Below are 18,283 nucleotides of genomic sequence, written 5' to 3'. Positions count from 1 at the left end.
TTTATTTTTGCTCAGGCGCTTTTGCTGAATCCGAAGGCTCAACGGTGATAGTGGATTGCTGCGATTGCTTTTTGTCCTGATGATGGTACCAGGCACCAATGGAGGAGTAGACAAAGCGTCCAAAGAAGAAGATAAAGCTGATAAGCAGTACGATACGGGTCATGCGACGGTTAAATCGATGTCGTTTACGCATACTGGGTGCCTGACTCACAAAAGGTTCCTTAAAGTATACCCAAAGGCTGGGCGATGTGCGTATTAAGGCACAGGAAAGCGGAAGGGTCAATTGATGAGGATGTAAAAATCCCGCAGGCAAAACATTAATTAATGTTATATAAGATAATCCTCGTATTTACATGCTTTCTGCTTATGGCGGATGAATGTTAAAAAAACGGTATTATTAATATCAGCTACGTGATTTCTTGATTTATATCAATCGTCTGTTCGCAGCGATAACTAAAATCACCAGCCAGTTCCGCGTTGTTATTCCTGGCGCGATTATGACGGTTGGTTGGATGCCTGCCTGAATACACCCTGCAGGATTTAGGGTTATCCGTAGAGCATCTATGAACTTAATTAAACTTTACAGGCAATATCGGGATAAATGGTGGGCGCTACCGCTTATCTTACCTGTATGTTTGCTTCCCGTGTCACGATGGGCTAATACCGTTGCGTTGCTGGATGGTAATGAAGTCTCTCTTTACTATTTACCCCTGGCGCTAGTACTGAGCCTGATGCTGTTTTTCGGCTGGGCCGCATTACCGGGGATCGTTCTCGGGTTGTTGCTTTCCATTACGCGCGGCATGTCGCTGGAAGATACTATCGGCGTCATTTTCCATTTTCTTATTCCGACCGTTTTATGCTGGGGCGGTTATCGCGTTTTTGTCCCGCGAAGGCAGCAAATATCGCATGGCAACGTAAGTCTGATGCCTCAGCGATTGTTCTGGCAGATGCTGTTGCCGTCCCTGATCTTTCTTATCCTGTCGCAGCTGGCCGAGTATCTGGGCATTCATCCACGTGCTACCGGGTTGATAGGGGTCAATCCCTTAAGTTTGCGTTCGCTTATCACCTTCCAGGCCCTGATGGCGGGATGTTTAACCGGCGTGCCGTTGTGCTACTTCGTTATTCGAACTATCCGCAATCCGCTTTATATCCGCGGGTTTATATCGCAAATTCGCTTACAGATCGACCCAAAAATAAAGCGCTTTGAATTTGTTATATGGGCAGTGGTGCTGATAATTCTATTATTCCTTCTATTGATGCCGCTGAATAGTACGAGCACCATATTCAGTACAAATTATACGTTATCCTTGCTGATGCCGGTGATGTTATGGGGGGCGATGCGCTTTGGCTATCGCTTTATTTCATTAGTCTGGTCACTTGTTTTAATTATTATTATTCACTTTCACTATCAATATCTCCCGCATTCCCCGATTTATAACAATCAGCTGGCGATCACCTCCTCCAGCTATCTGGTGTTTTCATTTATTATCGCCTATATGGCAATGCTGGCGACGCAGCAGCGAGTTTTTTACTCGCGCATGCGTCGGATGGCCTTCATCGATCCGGTCGTTCGCTTGCCTAATATCCGGGCGCTGAGTCGGGCGTTAAATAAATCCTCCTGGTCCGTGCTGTGTTTCCTGCGCATTCCTGAACTGGAAATCTTGGGCCGCCACTACGGTGTTCTGTTGCGTATTCAGTACAAGCAGCTGCTGGCCGAGTCGCTCAGCGAGTTACTGCGCCCTGGGGAGGATATCTACCAGATGGCAGGGCATGAGCTGGTGGTTCATCTGAACAGTGAAGGCCATCAGCAGCGCATTCCCCAGCTCTATGAGCACCTCAAAAAATTTCGTTTTGTCTGGAATGGTATGCCGCTGCAGCCGCCCGTGGGATTCAGCTATTGCAACGTTCGCTCGCCGGTGATGCATCTGCATTTGCTGCTTGGCGAACTCAACAGCGCGGCCGACCTTTCTCTGGCGACCGGAAGCCCTGAAAACTTACAGCGCCGCGGCGCCATCAATCTGCAGCAAGAGCTGAAAGACAAAGTCGCGATAATGAATCAGCTGGTGAAGGCGCTTGATCAGGATCGGTTCCTCCTGATGGCGCAGCCGATTGTCGGCATCCGCGGGGATAGCTACCACGAAGTCCTGCTCAGGATGTTGAACGACAATGATGAAATCGTCATGCCGGATATCTTTTTACCGGTAGCACACGAGTTTGGCTTCTCGGCGCGTATTGATAGCTGGGTACTCGAACATACGCTTATGTTTATGGACAAGCAGCGCAAGAAGCTGCCGGGAATGCGTCTGGCGATAAATATCTCACCTTTTTCAGTGAGCAACAGCCATTTTCATCAACAGGTGCAAGCGCTGCTGGAGCATTACGACATTGAGCCCTGGCAGATTATTTTTGAGCTGACTGAAAACCATTCACTGACAAATCCGGAACAGGCGCGTAAAACCCTGGCGCAGCTTCAGGAGCTGGGATGCCGGGTGGCAATTGATGATTTTGGCACCGGTTATGCCAGCTACGCGCGGCTGAAAACGATGAATGCGGATTTGCTGAAAATTGACGGCAGTTTTATTCGTAATCTGGTCTCCAGCAGTCTGGACTATCAGGCCGTTGCTTCCATTTGCCTGCTGGCCCGGATGAGAAACATGCAGGTAGTGGCCGAATATGTCGAAACGCCGGAGATTCGCCAGGCGGTAATTTCGCTGGGGATTGACTATATGCAGGGCTACGAGATTGGCAGACCAGCGCCGCTTGAGGCGCTGGTTGAGGCTTGACAGGACAACGGGCCGGAAGTCCGGCCCGCGTGAGATAAACTAGCTGGCCGCGTCAGGCTTCTCTTCCTCGCTGATTTTTAGCCACCAGTCAGGTACGCCTTCCCAGTACTCCTGCTCTTTTTCCAGATCGAGCAGTACCAGCGCATTCTGGCTAAACCAGTCGTGCGGGAAGGTCAGCGTCCAGTGGTTGGCCTCGGTTTTCAGCGTGAGGGTCGGCGGCGTGGTCGTCGCCTGGCGCTGGTTATTCAACAGCACGCCAAGGCGCAGCAGCTGAATCAACGGCAGAAACTGCTTTTTCTTAAACAGCGTAAAACGCGGCAAATCATCCAGCTTAATCGCTTTACGGTGATAGCGAACCAGGGTGGCCATCAGCATTTGCTGTTCCTGATTAAAGCCCGGCAGATCGCTATGTTGCAGAATATAAGCCGAATGACGGTGCATGCCGCTGTGGTTAATGTTTAAGCCAACTTCATGGAGCATGGTTGCCCATTTCAGCAGCGCCGCCAGATGCGGATTGGCAAGCTTGGGATTCTGCTCCTGCCATTGCTCATAAATATGCGTGGTGGTCTCCAGCACGCGTCGCGCCTGCTCACGGTCGATGTTGTACTGGTTCGCCAGGCTTTGCGCGGTGCGGCTACGGATATCCTGATGACGGAAACGTCCTTCCATCTCGTACAGCACGCCCTCGCGCAGCGCGCCGTCGGACAAGCGCAGCTCTTTAATCGCCAGCGCGTCAAATACTCCGCACAGGATAGCCAGACCGGGCGCAAAAACGGCTTTTCGATCTTCAGACAGCCCGGGCAGGCTCAGCGAGTCGAAGTTTTTATACTTCAGCAGCTCTTCGACCAGCATCTCGAGGCGCTCCGGAGTGATGAACCCGTCTTTCTCGCCCATCGCCACCAGCACTTCGTGAGCAGCTTTAATGGTGCCGGACGCGCCCAGGGCCACGTTCCACCCCTGGATGCGGAACTGCCAGGCCAGCGTTTCCAGCTTCTGCACGGCTGAAAGTCGCGCGCGCTGGAAATTCTCTTTATTGATGACGCCGCCAGCAAAATAGGCCTGAGAGAAGCTCACGCAGCCCATACGGCGGCTTTCCACCAGGCGAGGTTCGAAATCCTCGCCGATAACCAGCTCGGTAGAGCCGCCGCCGATATCGATGACCAGCTTACGGCCTCGTTCCGGCTGCGTATGCTCAACGCCCATAAAAATCAGACGCGCTTCTTCATTGCCGGGGATGATTTCAATCGGGTAGGGGATGACCTGCTCCGCGCGCTTGAGGAATTCTGCGGCGTTTGTCGCCTGGCGCAGCGTGTGCGTGCCGACGATGCAGACGCTGGATGGGTCAAAACCCTGCAGGCGCTCGGCGAATAGCGACAGGCAGTTCAGCCCGCGCGCAATAGCCTCTTCGCTCAGTACAGAGTTTTCATCCAGGCCGTCGGCCAGATGTACGCGCTGTTTCAGACGACCGATGATCTGCATTGCTCCGTCAACGACACGGGCGATCACCATATGAAAACTGTTCGAACCGAGGTCGACCGCAGCGAACTCCTGCGGCCGAGGGGCATTTTCGTTTATTGGCATAGGTTAATCGGGCTGTTCAAGTGATTTGAGGTAGTCGTATATCGCCATCTGTGCGCGCACTTTGCGGCGATTGCCGCGCGGCACGTAGCGATTACTCAGTTCTTTATCAAGATAGCGTGCTTTGACCGTATCGTTGAAGAGGAGATCGAAAATATCGAGTACGCGCTGTTTCAGACGCGGATCCAGCAGCGGCGCGGCCACTTCGATACGATAGTCAATATTGCGCGTCATCCAGTCCGCGGACGATAGCCAAACCTGCTTATCGCCGCCGTTTTCGAAGCAATAAACGCGGTCATGCTCAAGGAAACGGTCAACAATGCTGATGACGCGTATATTTTCGCTGATTCCTTCGAGGCCAGGGATCAGCGAGCACATGCCGCGAATAAGCAAATTAACCGGAACGCCTGAGCTGGAGGCGGCGTAAAGGCGGTCTACCAGGCCTTTATCGACCAGATTGTTCAGCTTCAGGGTGATTCCTGATGGCTGACTATTTTGCGCGTTGGCGATCTCGCGATCGATCATCTCATAAAGCAGTCGGCGCGAGTTTTGCGGCGATACCAGCAGGTAATCGAAGCTGACCGGACGATAGGGGTTTTCGATAAAGTTAAATACCCGGCGGACTTCATTGGTGATGCGCGCATCGGCGGTCAGCAGCGAATAGTCGGTGTACAGACGCGCGGTTTTTTCGTTGAAGTTGCCGGTACCGATGTGCGCATAGCGCACGACTTCATCACCCTCTTTACGCGAAACCAGGAACAGCTTGGCGTGAATTTTGAGACCCGGGGCGGAGAAAATGACGTGCACGCCAGCTTCGGTCAGGCGTTTAGCCCAGTGAATATTGGCTTCTTCATCGAAACGCGCCTGTAGCTCCACGACCACGGTCACTTTCTTACCGTTGTGGGCGGCGTGAATCATCGAGTCGATGATTCGTGAATCTTTCGCTACGCGGTAGATGTTGATTTTGATGGCCAGCACGCTCGGGTCGAAAGAGGCCTGGCGCAGCAGCTCAAGCACGTGTTCGAAAGTGTGGTACGGATAATAAAGCAGCACGTCGCGTTCGCGAATTGCATCAAAGCCGTTACGGAATTTATCGAACCACAGATGGCGCAGACGCGGCATCGGTTTATTCACCAGATTGGCTTTGCCGACGTTGGGGAAGCCGATAAAGTCTTTAAAATTGTGGTAACGACCGCCCGGCAGCATAGAGTCGTAGTTAGAGATGGAGAGCTTGTCGCGCAGCATTTCGACCATCGCGTCCGGCATATCGCGCTGATAGACGAAGCGCACCGGCTCGGCGGTCAGACGCTGCTTCAGGCTGGAGGACATCAGCTCCATCAGGCTCGATTCCATCTCATGCACCAGATCGTATTCGGCATCACGCGTCATTTTCATCGAGTAGGCATTCAGCGCATCGTAATCGAAAAAGCCCTTGAAGATATCATCCAGACAATAGCGCAGAATGTTGTCTAACAGAATCATTGGCTTGCGACGGCGCGGCGCTTCCGGCGGCAGATTCACAAAACGCGGCACCTTGTCTGATGGAATCTCGAGAAGCGCGTAATTGATGCTATCCCCGCGAATAATCTCGACGGCCAGATAGGTGTAATCATCCTTCAGAAACTGCACCAGATCCGTTTCGCGGTTAATCAGGATCGGCGTAATGTGCTGACGAAGATACAGCTTGAAGTAGTTGCGCAGCCAGGACTGCTGGTTGACGGAGAGCTGGCGTTCGTTAATCAGGAAAATCTGGTTACGCGCCATCTCCAGCAGCAGCTCATTGTATAAACCGTCAAACTCCTGATCGGCCTTGAGCACGCGAGCCTGGATTTTTCCCAGCAGATGGCGAGAGTGTGCGGTACTGCCTTGTTCTTCGCTAATGATGATGCGGCGCTTCAGTTCGGCAAAGCGCACCTTGTAAAATTCATCGAGGTTGTTGGAGTAAATCCCCAAAAAACGCATGCGCTCGATCAGCGGATTGCTTTTGTCCGCCGCTTCCTGAAGTACGCGCTCGTTGAAGGATAACCAGCTGAGTTCTTTTTCGATGTATAGCTTTTCCTGGCCCATTACAGCTCACACTCCGTTTTACTCACAGGACATAGACTATTATGACGAAATTTTCCGCATAGCGATTCACTCTGTCACAACAATATGACAGTAAGAAGAATTATTTCTCCAATATATTTGATTGTTAAACGATTTTAATCAAAAAAAAGCCCCGCGTGGATAAACGCAGGGCGGGAGGTTACTCTTCGGCAGCGTAGCCTTGCGGCGGTAGCTTCACTTCATCAAGCCAGGCTTCGTTGCCCTCCGCGCGCAGGCGGCCGTCGACAAACCAGCTAATAGCCAGGGGATAGATATCGTGTTCCTGCGCCTGTACGCGGGCGGTAATGTCGTCTTCGGTATCTTCAGCGAAAACCGGCACCTTTGCCTGCAATACCACCGGACCGCCGTCCAGCTCATCGGTCACGAAATGCACCGACGTCCCGTGCTCCTCATCGCCATTTTCCAGCGCCTGGCGATGGGTATGCAGCCCCGGATATTTTGGCAGCAGGGAAGGGTGGATATTCAGCATCCGCCCCTGATAGTGGGCGACAAAAGCCGGACTAAGAATACGCATATAGCCGGCCAGTACTACCAGATCCGGCGCATAGGCGTCGATCTCGTGCATCAGCTCGCGATCGAAGGCTTCCCGGTTGGCAAACTGGCTGGCGGCGAGGGCGTGAGCCGGAATATTCGCCGCGCGCGCGCGCTCAAGGCCGAACGCGTCGGCCTTGTTGCTGAAGACTGCACGCAGGGTGCCGTTGATTTTTTTCCGGGCGCAGGCGTCGATAATCGCCTGCAGGTTGCTACCGTTGCCGGAAATCAGCACCACGATGTTTTTCATTCAATGACCACACGCTGTTCGGAATCAGAGGCTTTGATATACCCTATTTTCCACGCGTTTTCACCTTTGTCGTTCAGGAAGGCAATCGCCTTATCCGCCGCGTCTGCCGGCAGCGCGATTATCATGCCGACGCCGCAGTTAAAGGTGCGATACATTTCGTGGCTGCTGACGTTACCCGCGGTTTGCAGCCAGTTAAACACTTCCGGCCACTGCCAGGAAGATTCATCAATGACCGCCTGGGTGTTGTCCGGCAGGACGCGCGGGATATTTTCCCAGAAGCCGCCGCCGGTCAGGTGGGCGATAGCGTGCACGTCTACGTTGGCAATCAGGTCGAGCACGGACTTCACATAAATTCGGGTCGGGGCCAGCAGGTGGTCAGCCAGCGGTTTGCCGTTGAGATCGGTGGTTTGCGGGTCAACGCCGCTGACTTCGATAATTTTGCGTACCAGAGAGTAGCCGTTAGAGTGCGGTCCGCTGGAGGCCAGCGCCACCAGCACATCGCCATCGGCTACTTTGCTGCCGTCGATAATTTCTGACTTTTCTACCACGCCGACGCAGAAACCAGCCACGTCATAATCTTCTCCGTGATACATGCCCGGCATTTCCGCCGTCTCGCCGCCCACCAGCGCGCAGCCTGACTGCAGACAACCTTCGGCAATGCCGCTGATTACGCTAGCCGCAGTATCAACATCCAGTTTGCCGGTCGCGTAGTAATCAAGGAAGAACAGCGGCTCGGCGCCCTGAACCACGAGGTCGTTTACGCACATGGCGACCAGGTCGATACCGATAGTGTCGTGGCGCTTCAGGTCCATCGCCAGACGCAGCTTGGTGCCGACGCCGTCGGTGCCGGAGACCAGAACCGGCTCGCGATACTTCTGCGGCAGCGCGCACAGCGCGCCGAATCCGCCCAGTCCACCCATCACTTCCGGGCGGCGAGTTTTCTTCACCACGCCCTTAATACGGTCGACGAGAGCGTTGCCTGCATCAATATCCACGCCGGCATCTTTATAGCTGAGAGAGGTTTTATCGGTCACTGCGAAGTCTCCACGCGTTTGCGGTAGCAATAAAAAACGGCGCAATTCTAACAGGGAAAGCAAACGTTTGCGAGCCTGCTTTGCAGTCGATGTAAAACGGCCGATAAGTGCGCAAATTTGATACCGTTCACGAAAATGAAACCGGGTACATTCTTCTGCTTGCCAGCGTTCTCAGGAATAATCATCATGCCACTGAAACCGGTTTCTTTCCTGCTGCTACGCGAGATAAACCGAGAATTTGATGGATTCTGGAGGAAAGCTGAGGATGAAAATTGCCGCATTCGATATCGGTGGCACGGCGTTAAAAATGGGGGTAATGACGCGCGAAGGCGAGCTGCTGGATAAAGGAAAGCAGACCCTTATCGACAGCGATGGCGACCAGATCCTGCAGGCGATGCTGGCGTGGATCGCCGCTCACCCGGAATGTAAAGGAGTGGCGATCAGCGCTCCCGGCTACGTTAATCCGCACACCGGCTTTATCGAAATGGGCGGCGCCATCCGTAAGTTCGATAACTTCGCTATCAAGGCCTGGCTTGAGCAGCAGGTGCGATTGCCCGTCGCCATTGAAAATGATGCTAACTGCGTGCTGCTGGCCGAGCGCTGGCGGGGTAAAGCCGCCGACATGAGCAACTTCCTGGTCCTGACCATCGGCACCGGCATCGGCGGGGCGATTTTCTGTAATAACCAGTTGGTCCACGGCGCACGTTTCCGCGCCGGCGAATTCGGTTATATGCAAACCGCGCGTCCGGGCACCCGCGATGTGCGGCGCTATTCGATGAACGAAAACTGCACGCTGCGCGTGCTGCGCCATCGCTACGCTGAGCATCTCGGCAAAGCGCTGGATGACGTCACCGGCGAAGAGATTTTTGACCGCTACGATGCGGGCGACGCGACCTGTCGACGGCTGGTCGCTGAGTTCTTTAACGGCCTGGGTTCCGGGCTTTACAACCTCGTTAACTTATTCGATCCGCAAACGATTTTGATCGGCGGTGGAATTGTGGAACGACCGGGATTTCTGGCGCTGCTGCGCGAGCATCTGGCCTGGTTTGGCATTGCGGAGTATCTCGACACCGTCAGCCACGGCAACGATGCCGGGCTGGTAGGCGCGGTTTACCATTTCAATCAGCAACACCGGTCGCAGAGCGGCGACTGCGCATAGGGAGAGAACATGTCTGGATTTAAAGAAGGTTTTCTGTGGGGCGGTGCGGTAGCGGCGCATCAGCTGGAAGGCGGCTGGAAAGAGGGCGGTAAAGGGGTGAGCGTCGCCGACGTCATGACTGCAGGCGCGCACGGCGTACCGCGCGAAATCACTGATGGCGTCCTGCCAGGGAAAAACTATCCCAACCACGAGGCGATTGATTTCTACCATCGTTATAAAGACGACGTTCAGCTGTTTGCCGAAATGGGCTTCAAGTGTTTCCGCACCTCCATTGCCTGGACGAGGATCTTCCCGCAGGGCGATGAGCAAGAACCTAACGAAGCCGGCCTGCAGTTTTACGATGACCTGTTCGACGAGTGCCTGAAGCACGGCATTGAGCCGGTGATTACGCTCTCCCACTTCGAAATGCCGTACCATCTGGTGACGGAGTACGGCGGCTGGCGTAACCGTAAGCTGATTGATTTCTTCGTCCGCTTTGCCCGGGTGGTGTTTACCCGCTACCAGCATAAAGTGAAGTACTGGATGACCTTTAATGAGATCAATAACCAGGCCAATTTCCACGAAGATTTTGCCCCGTTTACTAACTCCGGACTGAAGTATCTGCCGGGTGAAGACCGTGAGCCGGTGATGTATCAGGCAGCGCACTATGAGCTGGTCGCCAGCGCGCTGGCGGTTAAGGCCGCCCGCGAAATTAACCCGTCGTTGCAGGTGGGCTGCATGATCGCCATGTGTCCTATTTACCCGCTGAGCTGCGCGCCCAACGATATGATGATGGCGATGAACGCCATGCATCGCCGCTACTGGTTTACCGACGTTCACGTGCGCGGCAAATATCCGCAGCACCTGCTGAACTACTTCGAGCGCCGCGGTTTTAAACTGGATATCACCGAAGAAGACCGCGCGGCGCTGACTCAGGGCTGCGTCGATTATATTGGCTTTAGCTACTATATGTCGTTTGCCACGAAAGCAACGGATGACAATCCGCTGCTGGATTATGACGAAACCACCAGCCTGGTTTCCAATCCGTACGTGCAGAAGTCAGACTGGGGCTGGCAGATTGATCCGGTCGGGCTGCGCTACTCCCTGAACTGGTTCTGGGACCATTACCAGTTGCCGCTGTTTATCGTGGAGAACGGCTTTGGCGCCATTGACGTGCGCGAAGCGGACGGTTCGGTAGATGACCAGTACCGTATCGACTATCTCTCCGCCCATATCGCCGAGATGAAAAAAGCGGTTGTTGAGGATGGCGTCGACCTGATGGGCTACACCCCGTGGGGCTGTATCGATCTGGTCTCCGCAGGTACCGGCGAGATGAAAAAACGCTACGGGTTTATCTATGTAGATAAAGACAATGAAGGTAAGGGCACCCTGGCGCGTAGCCGCAAGAAATCTTTTGCCTGGTATCAGCAGGTTATCAGCAGCAACGGCGAAAAGCTATAAACAGCCCTAAAGCCCCATTCAGCCCCGCTTTCGCGGGGTTTTTTTATTTTGTTTTATACTGGCTCAGGCAGCGTAAAGCATTTTGGTTGATCCCGGTCAAACATATCGGCTATGGCGTAAAAGGAAAAAGGCGGTATAATCCGGCGATTTTTTTTGTGGCTGCCCCTCAGAGGAGAAAGAGAATGAAGATCGTGGAAGTGAAACACCCACTCGTCAAACACAAGCTGGGCCTGATGCGTGAGCACGACATCAGCACCAAACGCTTCCGTGAACTCGCCTCAGAAGTTGGCAGCTTACTGACTTATGAAGCCACCGCCGATCTGGCGACTGAAAAAGTGACCATCGAAGGCTGGAACGGCCCGGTAGAAGTTGAGCAGATCAAGGGTAAAAAAATTACCGTTGTGCCGATTCTGCGCGCGGGTCTGGGGATGATGGAAGGTGTGCTTGAGCACGTGCCAAGCGCGCGCATCAGCGTGGTAGGCATCTATCGTAACGAAGAGACCCTTGAGCCGGTTCCTTACTTCCAGAAGCTGGTATCCAATATCGACGAACGCATGGCGCTGGTGGTTGACCCGATGCTGGCAACCGGCGGCTCGATGATCGCCACCATCGACCTGCTGAAAAAAGCCGGCTGCTCCAGCATTAAGGTGCTGGTTCTGGTGGCCGCGCCGGAAGGTATCGCCGCGCTGGAGAAAGCGCATCCGGACGTTGAGCTGTATACCGCGTCCATCGACCAGGGCCTGAACGAGCACGGATACATTATTCCGGGGCTCGGCGATGCCGGCGATAAGATTTTTGGTACGAAATAAACGATGAAGTAGAAAAAGCCGACTTTAAGAGTCGGCTTTTTTTTGAATAAAACACACCAACAGCAATCAACAAACGACTCTCAGAGGAAAATGCCATGACGCGCCGTGCTATCGGGGTGAGTGAAAGACCGCCGCTTTTACAGACAATCCCGCTTAGTTTGCAACATCTGTTCGCCATGTTTGGCGCAACGGTACTGGTGCCCGTTCTGTTTCACATCAATCCGGCCACGGTACTGCTGTTTAACGGCATCGGAACGCTGTTATACCTTTTCATCTGCAAAGGCAAAATCCCGGCTTATCTGGGATCGAGCTTTGCGTTTATTTCTCCGGTACTGCTTCTGCTACCGTTGGGCTACGAAGTCGCTCTCGGCGGCTTTATCATGTGCGGCGTGCTGTTTTGCATCGTCTCCTTTATTGTCAAAAAAGCCGGCACCGGCTGGCTTGATGTGATGTTCCCCCCGGCGGCGATGGGCGCGATTGTTGCGGTTATCGGGCTGGAGTTGGCGGGCGTCGCGGCGAATATGGCCGGTCTGCTGCCCGCAGAGGGACAATCGCCGGACAGCAAAACCATCATCATTTCGATGGTGACGCTGGCGGTGACGGTCTTCGGTTCAGTGCTGTTCCGCGGTTTCCTGGCGATTATCCCGATTTTAATCGGCGTCCTGGTTGGCTACGCGCTCTCCTTCGTAATGGGCGTTGTCGACACGACGCCCATCGCCGAGGCCCACTGGTTCGCGCTGCCGACCTTCTACACCCCGCGCTTTGAATGGTTTGCGATTTTCACCATTCTTCCTGCTGCGCTGGTGGTGATCGCCGAGCACGTTGGGCATCTGGTGGTAACGGCCAATATCGTCAAAAAAGATCTGATCCGCGATCCGGGCCTGCATCGTTCAATGTTTGCCAACGGTCTCTCCACGGTGATCTCCGGCTTCTTTGGCTCCACGCCGAACACCACCTACGGCGAGAACATTGGCGTGATGGCGATTACCCGCGTTTACAGTACCTGGGTTATCGGCGGCGCGGCGATCATCGCGATTCTGCTCTCCTGCGTCGGCAAGCTGGCGGCGGCGATCCAGATTATCCCGCTGCCGGTAATGGGCGGCGTCTCTCTGCTGCTGTACGGAGTGATTGGCGCATCGGGTATTCGCGTGCTGATCGAATCAAAAGTCGATTACAACAAGGCGCAGAACCTGATTCTGACCTCCGTCATCCTGATTATCGGCGTGAGCGGTGCAAAAGTGCATATCGGCGCCGCCGAACTGAAAGGCATGGCGCTGGCGACGATTGTTGGCGTCGGCCTGAGTCTGATCTTTAAACTGATCGGCGTCTTGCGTCCGGAAGAGGTCGTTCTCGACGCTGCCGATAGCGAAGAAGCAAAACATTGATCCTTATACCGGGCGGCGATCCTGCCCGGTTCTCTCCTTGCGTATTTCTGTGCTAAACTCTCCGCGTTTTTCTGAAAGCCTATGTTGAGGTCCATCTGAACGCACCGGCACAGCTCTCTTTGCCACTGTATCTTCCCGATGATGAAACTTTCGCAAGTTTCTGGCCGGGTGATAACCCTTCTCTTCTTGCCGCCCTGCAAAATGTGCTGCGGCAGGAGCATAGCGGATACATCTATATCTGGTCACGCGAAGGGGCGGGGCGCAGCCATCTCCTGCACGCAGCATGCGCGGAACTTTCCCAGCGCGGTGATGCGGTGGGCTATGTGCCGCTGGATAAACGGACGTGGTTTGTTCCTGAAGTGCTGGACGGAATGGAGCAGCTATCGCTGGTTTGCATCGACAATATTGAATGCGTGGCGGGCGATGAGCTGTGGGAAATGGCGATTTTCGACCTCTACAACCGCATCCTCGAATCCGGTAAAACCCGGCTGCTGATCACCGGCGATCGACCGCCGCGCCAGCTCAAGCTGGGCCTGCCGGATCTTGCCTCGCGCCTCGACTGGGGACAAATCTACAAGCTGCAGCCGCTATCGGATGAAGATAAGCTCCAGGCGCTTCAGCTGCGGGCGAGGCTGCGCGGCTTTGAAATGCCGGAAGACGTCTGCCGGTTCCTCCTCAAGCGCCTGGATCGTGAAATGCGCTCGCTGTTTATGACGCTCGATCAGCTCGATCGCGCTTCTATAACCGCCCAGCGCAAGCTGACCATTCCTTTCGTCAAAGAGATCCTCAAGCTGTAGCGGGCCGCGGCTTCCGAAGCCAACCGCGGCAGGATGATGCTAGTTAACGATCTCCAGTACCTGCTCCGGCGGGCGGCCGATACGGGCCTCGCCGTGGCTGACGACAATAGGGCGCTCAATCAGTTTTGGATTATCGATCATTGCCTGGATCAGCGCATCTTCGCTGAGCTGCGGATTAGCGAGATCCAGCGATTTATAGAGATCTTCTTTCTGGCGCATTAACTCGCGCGCGCTGGCCACCCCTAACATCTTCAGCAGCTGGCGCAGCGTGGCGGCATCCGGCGGCGTCTCCAGATAGAGCACCACTTCAGGGTCGATACCGTTAGCCTTCAGCAGGCTCAACGTGTCGCGGCTCTTGGAGCAGCGCGGGTTGTGATAGATTTTGACCGTATCGGACATGAGATCTCCTTACATTTTCTGGTACGGTTTAAAGCGTTGCTGCAGCTGGCGCAGCTGATCGATACGCGCATCGTAGCGGGCCTGCTGTAAGCTGCCTAATTTCACCTGCGAGCTGGCGCTGCTGAGCAGGGTAATCGCCTGATCGAGGCGGCCTACCAGCGCCATCCCTTCTGCTCTGGCAGCCAGCTCCTGATCGCGATTGCCCAGTTTGGCTTCCGCCTGCGCCAGCAGCTCCCAACCGTTGATGTCATCTCTATTATTAAAGGTGTAGCGGTTAAGGATATTCGCGGCTTCCGCCGGTTGTCCTCCTTCCAGCAGGGCGTTGGCGAGGTTGAGCTGCAGCACCGGGTTGGTGCGCAGTTCGCGAGCGCTTTTCAGGCGGTTAATCGCGTCTGTCGCTCTTTTTTGCCCGAGGTCGATATCGGTGGCCAGGTCGAGATACCAGGCGTTCTGCGGTTCTGCGGTCAGCAACGGCTGTAGCGTTTTGCGCGCCAGATCGTAGTTGTTGTTGCCCATTGCCAGCAGAGCGCGACCGTACTGGGCGGCGTGCTGTTCGCGAATATTGCCTTTTTCCCAGCTGCTCAGCAGGTCATTGCCCAGCTTATTATCGCCGGAAGTGTACATACCGAGCGTTCTGGCTTTCGCCAGATAGAAGTCAGCTGAGGACTGTGCGACAACCGGGCGCATTTGATTCGCGCGGTTGCGGGCGTCGGCAAGTCGGCTTTCCGGCAGCGGGTGCGTCAGCAGCATTTCCGGCGGACGGGTGGAGTAGCGCGACTCGTCGAGCAGTTTTCCCATAAACGCCGGCATCGCCTGCGGGTCGAACCCAGAGCGCTGAAGGACCTGAATACCAATGCGGTCGGCCTCTTCTTCGTTTTGACGGGTAAAGCTGATCATTCCCTGCTGGCTACCCGCCAGGGTACCGGTCAGCGCGGCCATACCGGCCTGCGGGCTGGCCATCGCCAGAAGAATTGAACCCAGCGCACCGACCCAGGTGAGCGGGGCGTTACGCTTTTGGTCTTCCATGGCGCGGGCAAGGTGGCGCTGGGTAACGTGAGAAATTTCGTGCGCCATGACCGATGCCAGCTCGCTTTCGTTATCCGAGTAGCGGAACAGGGCCGAGTGCAGCACCACGTTGCCGCCGAAGAAAGCAAAGGCGTTAATCTGATCGTTATTGATTAAATAAAAGTGGAACGGGGTGCGCACGGAATTGGCGTGCGAGACCAGGCGCATGCCTAAACCGTTAATATATTGCACCAGCAGCGGGTCATTAATTAACGGCGCACTGCCGCGCAGCTGGCGTACATAGTAGTCTCCCATCTGCATTTCCTGGCCGATGGAGAGCGTGCTTCCTGCGGAGGTGCCCATGTCCGGCAGGGTGTCTGCGGTGTCGGCAAAAGCAGGTAATATTGAACCCAGCGTCAGCGACGCTATGACGGTCGCCACCAGCGTTTTCTTCAACTGCCTGAACATAACCTCTGTCCTGTAATGTAGGTGTGCCAGTTTGACCGATTGTGCGGCGTAATGTTCCCTGACCGCAAGCAGGTTCAGCGAGTTTAGCCGTCGTTCGCGGCGTTGCAAATATGATACTCACCCGGTCATTAATGTTTGTGGTTTTACCCATAAAAAGCGAAGTCTTTTTTGTGACATTTCGATACAATTCCTGAGATTGTTACAGCTTTGCTCTTCAGGGAAGGGTTTTATGCTTCAGATGTTAATGCAGTGGTACCGTCGACGGTTCAGCGATCCGGAGGCGATAGCGCTGCTGGTCATTTTGCTGGCTGGGTTCGGCATTATGTTTTTCTTCAGCGGCCTGCTGGCGCCTTTGTTAGTGTCGATTGTTCTGGCCTATTTGCTGGAGTGGCCTACCGTCAGACTGGAGCGTATCGGTTTTTCACGTACCTGGGCCACGTCGGTTGTGCTGATTCTGTTCGTCGGTATTCTGCTCCTGATGGCGTTCGTGGTGATGCCTGTTGCCTGGCAGCAGGGTATTTATCTGATTCGCGATATGCCGGGAATGCTGAATAAGCTTTCCGATTTCGCCGCCACGGTGCCGCGCCGTTATCCGGCCTTAATGGATGCCGGGATTATCGACGCGATGGCGGAGAACATGCGCAGCCGGATGTTAACCGTCGGCGATTCGGTGGTGAAATATTCGCTGGCCTCCCTGGTCGGGCTGCTGACGCTGGCGGTCTACCTGGTGTTGGTTCCGCTGATGGTTTTCTTTCTGCTGAAAGATAAAGAGCAGATGCTTAACGCCGTGCGTCGGGTGCTGCCGCGCAACCGCGGCCTGGCCGGGCAGGTGTGGAAAGAGATGAACCAGCAAATTACCAACTATATCCGCGGTAAGGTGCTGGAGATGATCGTCGTCGGCGTGGCGACGTGGATTGGCTTTATCCTTTTTGGCCTTAACTATTCGCTGCTGCTGGCGGTACTGGTCGGATTCTCGGTATTAATTCCCTATATCGGCGCCTTTGTGGTCACTATTCCGGTGGTGGGCGTGGCGTTGTTCCAGTTTGGCGCGGGCACCGAGTTCTGGAGCCTGTTTGCGGTTTACCTGATTATTCAGGGGCTGGACGGCAACCTGCTGGTGCCGGTACTGTTCTCGGAAGCCGTTAACCTGCATCCGCTGGTCATTATTCTGTCGGTGGTGATTTTCGGTGGTCTGTGGGGATTCTGGGGAGTGTTCTTCGCGATCCCGCTGGCGACGCTCATCAAAGCGGTGGTGCATGCCTGGCCGGATGGCCTGATAGTGGAAGACGAGCATTAGCGCGAAGCCGCAAAGAATGGCCTAAAAAAAGACGCCGGGCGATGACCCGGCGTCTTGCGTTTACTCGTGCGTCAGGCGTTTTCTTTCAGCCAGTTCAGCACCACGTCGTGGTGATTGCTGGTTTTGAAGTCATCAAAAACATGTTCGATTTTGCCATTGGCATCGATGAGGAAGCTAATACGATGAATACCGTCGTAGGTTTTCCCCATAAAGGTTTTTTCACCCCAGATACCGAACTGCTCGCACACCTGATGATCTTCATCAGACAGCAGAGTGAAGTTCAGCAGCTCTTTTTCGGCGAAACGGGAGAGTTTTTCTGGTTTATCCGTACTGATTCCCAGAACTTCAACGCCTGCTTTTTTCAGGTCGTCCATATTATCGCGTAAACCGCACGCCTGTACGGTGCAGCCCGGGGTCATGGCTTTGGGATAAAAATAAACCAGAACACGCTGTCCCTGGAAGTCGGTCAAATTTACTTCCTCGCCGTCCTGGTCCGGTAAGCTAAATTTCGGTGCAATATCACCGGCTTTCAGTGGGTTCATCACTCAAACTCCATCCTGTTCATCATGCTGTGAATAATTAACGATGTTAATACTGCCTTGTGCATTCAGTTCTGTACATAGGGCTTTGAACGCTTGTTCGATATTTGATGCATTTTGCGTAGTCGGGCTGTGGGCGGTGATTTGAATAAAAAGCTGTGCTGAATCGTCGTTCGCTCCCGGCTGAGTACGGGAAACCAGTTCGGCAATGTTCATTTTCCACGTATCGCACAGAGCCGTGAATCGCTCAATGATGTGCGGTGAATCCGGCACCTCAACCTGAACCCAGACGCTATTCTGCATCGCCTGCGGCGGCCTTGCGGTTGTACGCTTCATCACGATAAGCAGATCCAGCTCGGCGCCTTTCAGCGGCAGAGTTGATTCAATCAGGTTAATCGCATTCCACGAACCGGAAAGCAGCATGATAAACGTAAACTCATCGCCAAGCATGGCCAGCCGACTGTCTTCGATATTACAGCCGCAGCTGCTGACGTGACGAGTGATCGTATTCACGATGCCAGGGCGGTCAGCACCCAACGCGGTAATAACCAGATAGTGTTGTAATGAGGCTGTCAAACCTGTTCTTCCTTTAAAAAGGTGAGGTAACGTTAGGAAAGCATAAAAAAAACCGGCATACAACATCCCTGATGGCATCGGCTCTCTTGCTTTTATTGCGGCACCAAACGTAACATTGAGAATCTTG

The 18,283-nt window shown here is 54.3% G+C and carries 16 protein-coding genes; 7 read left to right on the top strand and 9 right to left on the bottom strand.

Features of this window, described 5'->3' with window-relative positions; all coding sequences use genetic code 11:
* Position 1 precedes the first annotated feature (1 nt).
* A complete protein-coding gene (locus KO1_RS09445) occupies positions 2-193 on the bottom strand; it encodes a YfgG family protein (protein ID WP_004104447.1) in 192 nt (63 codons plus the stop codon).
* A 370-nt stretch (positions 194-563) separates the two neighbouring features.
* On the opposite strand from KO1_RS09445, the gene KO1_RS09440 reads away from it, so the two are divergent.
* Positions 564-2,783 (top strand): sensor domain-containing phosphodiesterase, encoded by a 2,220-nt coding sequence (locus tag KO1_RS09440; protein ID WP_024274550.1) that lies wholly within the window; start codon positions 564-566, stop codon positions 2,781-2,783.
* 39 nt (positions 2,784-2,822) lie between these two features.
* Here the strand turns inward: KO1_RS09440 and ppx are convergent, their stop codons facing one another.
* The 4 genes from ppx to purM form a co-directional block, all read right to left on the bottom strand.
* A complete protein-coding gene (gene ppx / locus KO1_RS09435; protein ID WP_004114392.1) occupies positions 2,823-4,364 on the bottom strand; it encodes an exopolyphosphatase in 1,542 nt (513 codons plus the stop codon).
* A 3-nt stretch (positions 4,365-4,367) separates the two neighbouring features.
* Positions 4,368-6,428 (bottom strand): polyphosphate kinase 1, encoded by a 2,061-nt coding sequence (gene ppk1, locus KO1_RS09430; protein ID WP_004104435.1) that lies wholly within the window; start codon positions 6,426-6,428, stop codon positions 4,368-4,370.
* 178 nt (positions 6,429-6,606) lie between these two features.
* Complete coding sequence (gene purN, locus KO1_RS09425) at positions 6,607-7,248, bottom strand: phosphoribosylglycinamide formyltransferase (protein ID WP_004114390.1); 642 nt, start codon at positions 7,246-7,248, stop codon at positions 6,607-6,609.
* Positions 7,245-8,282 (bottom strand): phosphoribosylformylglycinamidine cyclo-ligase, encoded by a 1,038-nt coding sequence (purM, locus tag KO1_RS09420; RefSeq protein ID WP_024274549.1) that lies wholly within the window; start codon positions 8,280-8,282, stop codon positions 7,245-7,247. Before purM ends, purN begins: the two co-directional genes overlap by 4 nt.
* A gap of 265 nt (positions 8,283-8,547) precedes the next feature.
* Between purM and bglK the strand changes: the two genes are divergently transcribed.
* The 5 genes from bglK to KO1_RS09395 all read left to right on the top strand — a co-directional run bounded on the left by bglK (position 8,548) and on the right by KO1_RS09395 (position 13,872).
* The gene (gene bglK, locus KO1_RS09415; protein WP_024274548.1) at positions 8,548-9,441 is read left to right on the top strand and encodes a beta-glucoside kinase BglK; all 894 of its coding nucleotides are present in this window, start codon (positions 8,548-8,550) and stop codon (positions 9,439-9,441) included.
* Positions 9,442-9,450: 9 nt separating this feature from the next.
* On the top strand, positions 9,451-10,881 hold the full coding sequence (locus KO1_RS09410) for a 6-phospho-beta-glucosidase (protein ID WP_024274547.1): 1,431 nt from the start codon (positions 9,451-9,453) through the stop codon (positions 10,879-10,881).
* A gap of 182 nt (positions 10,882-11,063) precedes the next feature.
* Entirely contained in the window at positions 11,064-11,690 is a 627-nt protein-coding gene (gene upp, locus KO1_RS09405) for a uracil phosphoribosyltransferase (RefSeq protein ID WP_004104429.1), read from the top strand.
* A gap of 95 nt (positions 11,691-11,785) precedes the next feature.
* Positions 11,786-13,075 (top strand): uracil permease, encoded by a 1,290-nt coding sequence (gene uraA / locus KO1_RS09400; RefSeq protein WP_004104428.1) that lies wholly within the window; start codon positions 11,786-11,788, stop codon positions 13,073-13,075.
* Positions 13,076-13,170: 95 nt separating this feature from the next.
* Positions 13,171-13,872, top strand: a complete 702-nt coding sequence (locus KO1_RS09395; protein ID WP_213799324.1) for a DnaA inactivator Hda — start codon at positions 13,171-13,173, stop codon at positions 13,870-13,872.
* A 39-nt stretch (positions 13,873-13,911) separates the two neighbouring features.
* Here the strand turns inward: KO1_RS09395 and arsC are convergent, their stop codons facing one another.
* Positions 13,912-14,271: an arsenate reductase (glutaredoxin) gene (gene arsC / locus KO1_RS09390; protein WP_024274546.1), complete on the bottom strand. Its 360-nt coding sequence runs from the start codon at positions 14,269-14,271 to the stop codon at positions 13,912-13,914.
* A gap of 9 nt (positions 14,272-14,280) precedes the next feature.
* A complete protein-coding gene (gene bepA, locus KO1_RS09385; RefSeq protein ID WP_004114384.1) occupies positions 14,281-15,744 on the bottom strand; it encodes a beta-barrel assembly-enhancing protease in 1,464 nt (487 codons plus the stop codon).
* Between the two features lie 229 nt (positions 15,745-15,973).
* On the opposite strand from bepA, the gene KO1_RS09380 reads away from it, so the two are divergent.
* A complete protein-coding gene (locus KO1_RS09380) occupies positions 15,974-17,041 on the top strand; it encodes an AI-2E family transporter (protein ID WP_004104424.1) in 1,068 nt (355 codons plus the stop codon).
* A 71-nt stretch (positions 17,042-17,112) separates the two neighbouring features.
* On the opposite strand, the gene bcp is transcribed toward KO1_RS09380, so the two are convergent.
* A complete protein-coding gene (bcp, locus tag KO1_RS09375; protein ID WP_004104423.1) occupies positions 17,113-17,583 on the bottom strand; it encodes a thioredoxin-dependent thiol peroxidase in 471 nt (156 codons plus the stop codon).
* Positions 17,584-17,586: 3 nt separating this feature from the next.
* Complete coding sequence (locus KO1_RS09370; protein ID WP_004104421.1) at positions 17,587-18,156, bottom strand: glycine cleavage system transcriptional repressor; 570 nt, start codon at positions 18,154-18,156, stop codon at positions 17,587-17,589.
* Positions 18,157-18,283 lie beyond the last annotated feature (127 nt).

The organism is Klebsiella oxytoca NBRC 105695 (assembly GCF_001598695.1).
GTDB lineage: Bacteria > Pseudomonadota > Gammaproteobacteria > Enterobacterales > Enterobacteriaceae > Klebsiella > Klebsiella oxytoca.
Note: the sequence above shows the minus strand (reverse complement) of the source record. Positions and strands in the feature narration are given on the sequence as shown.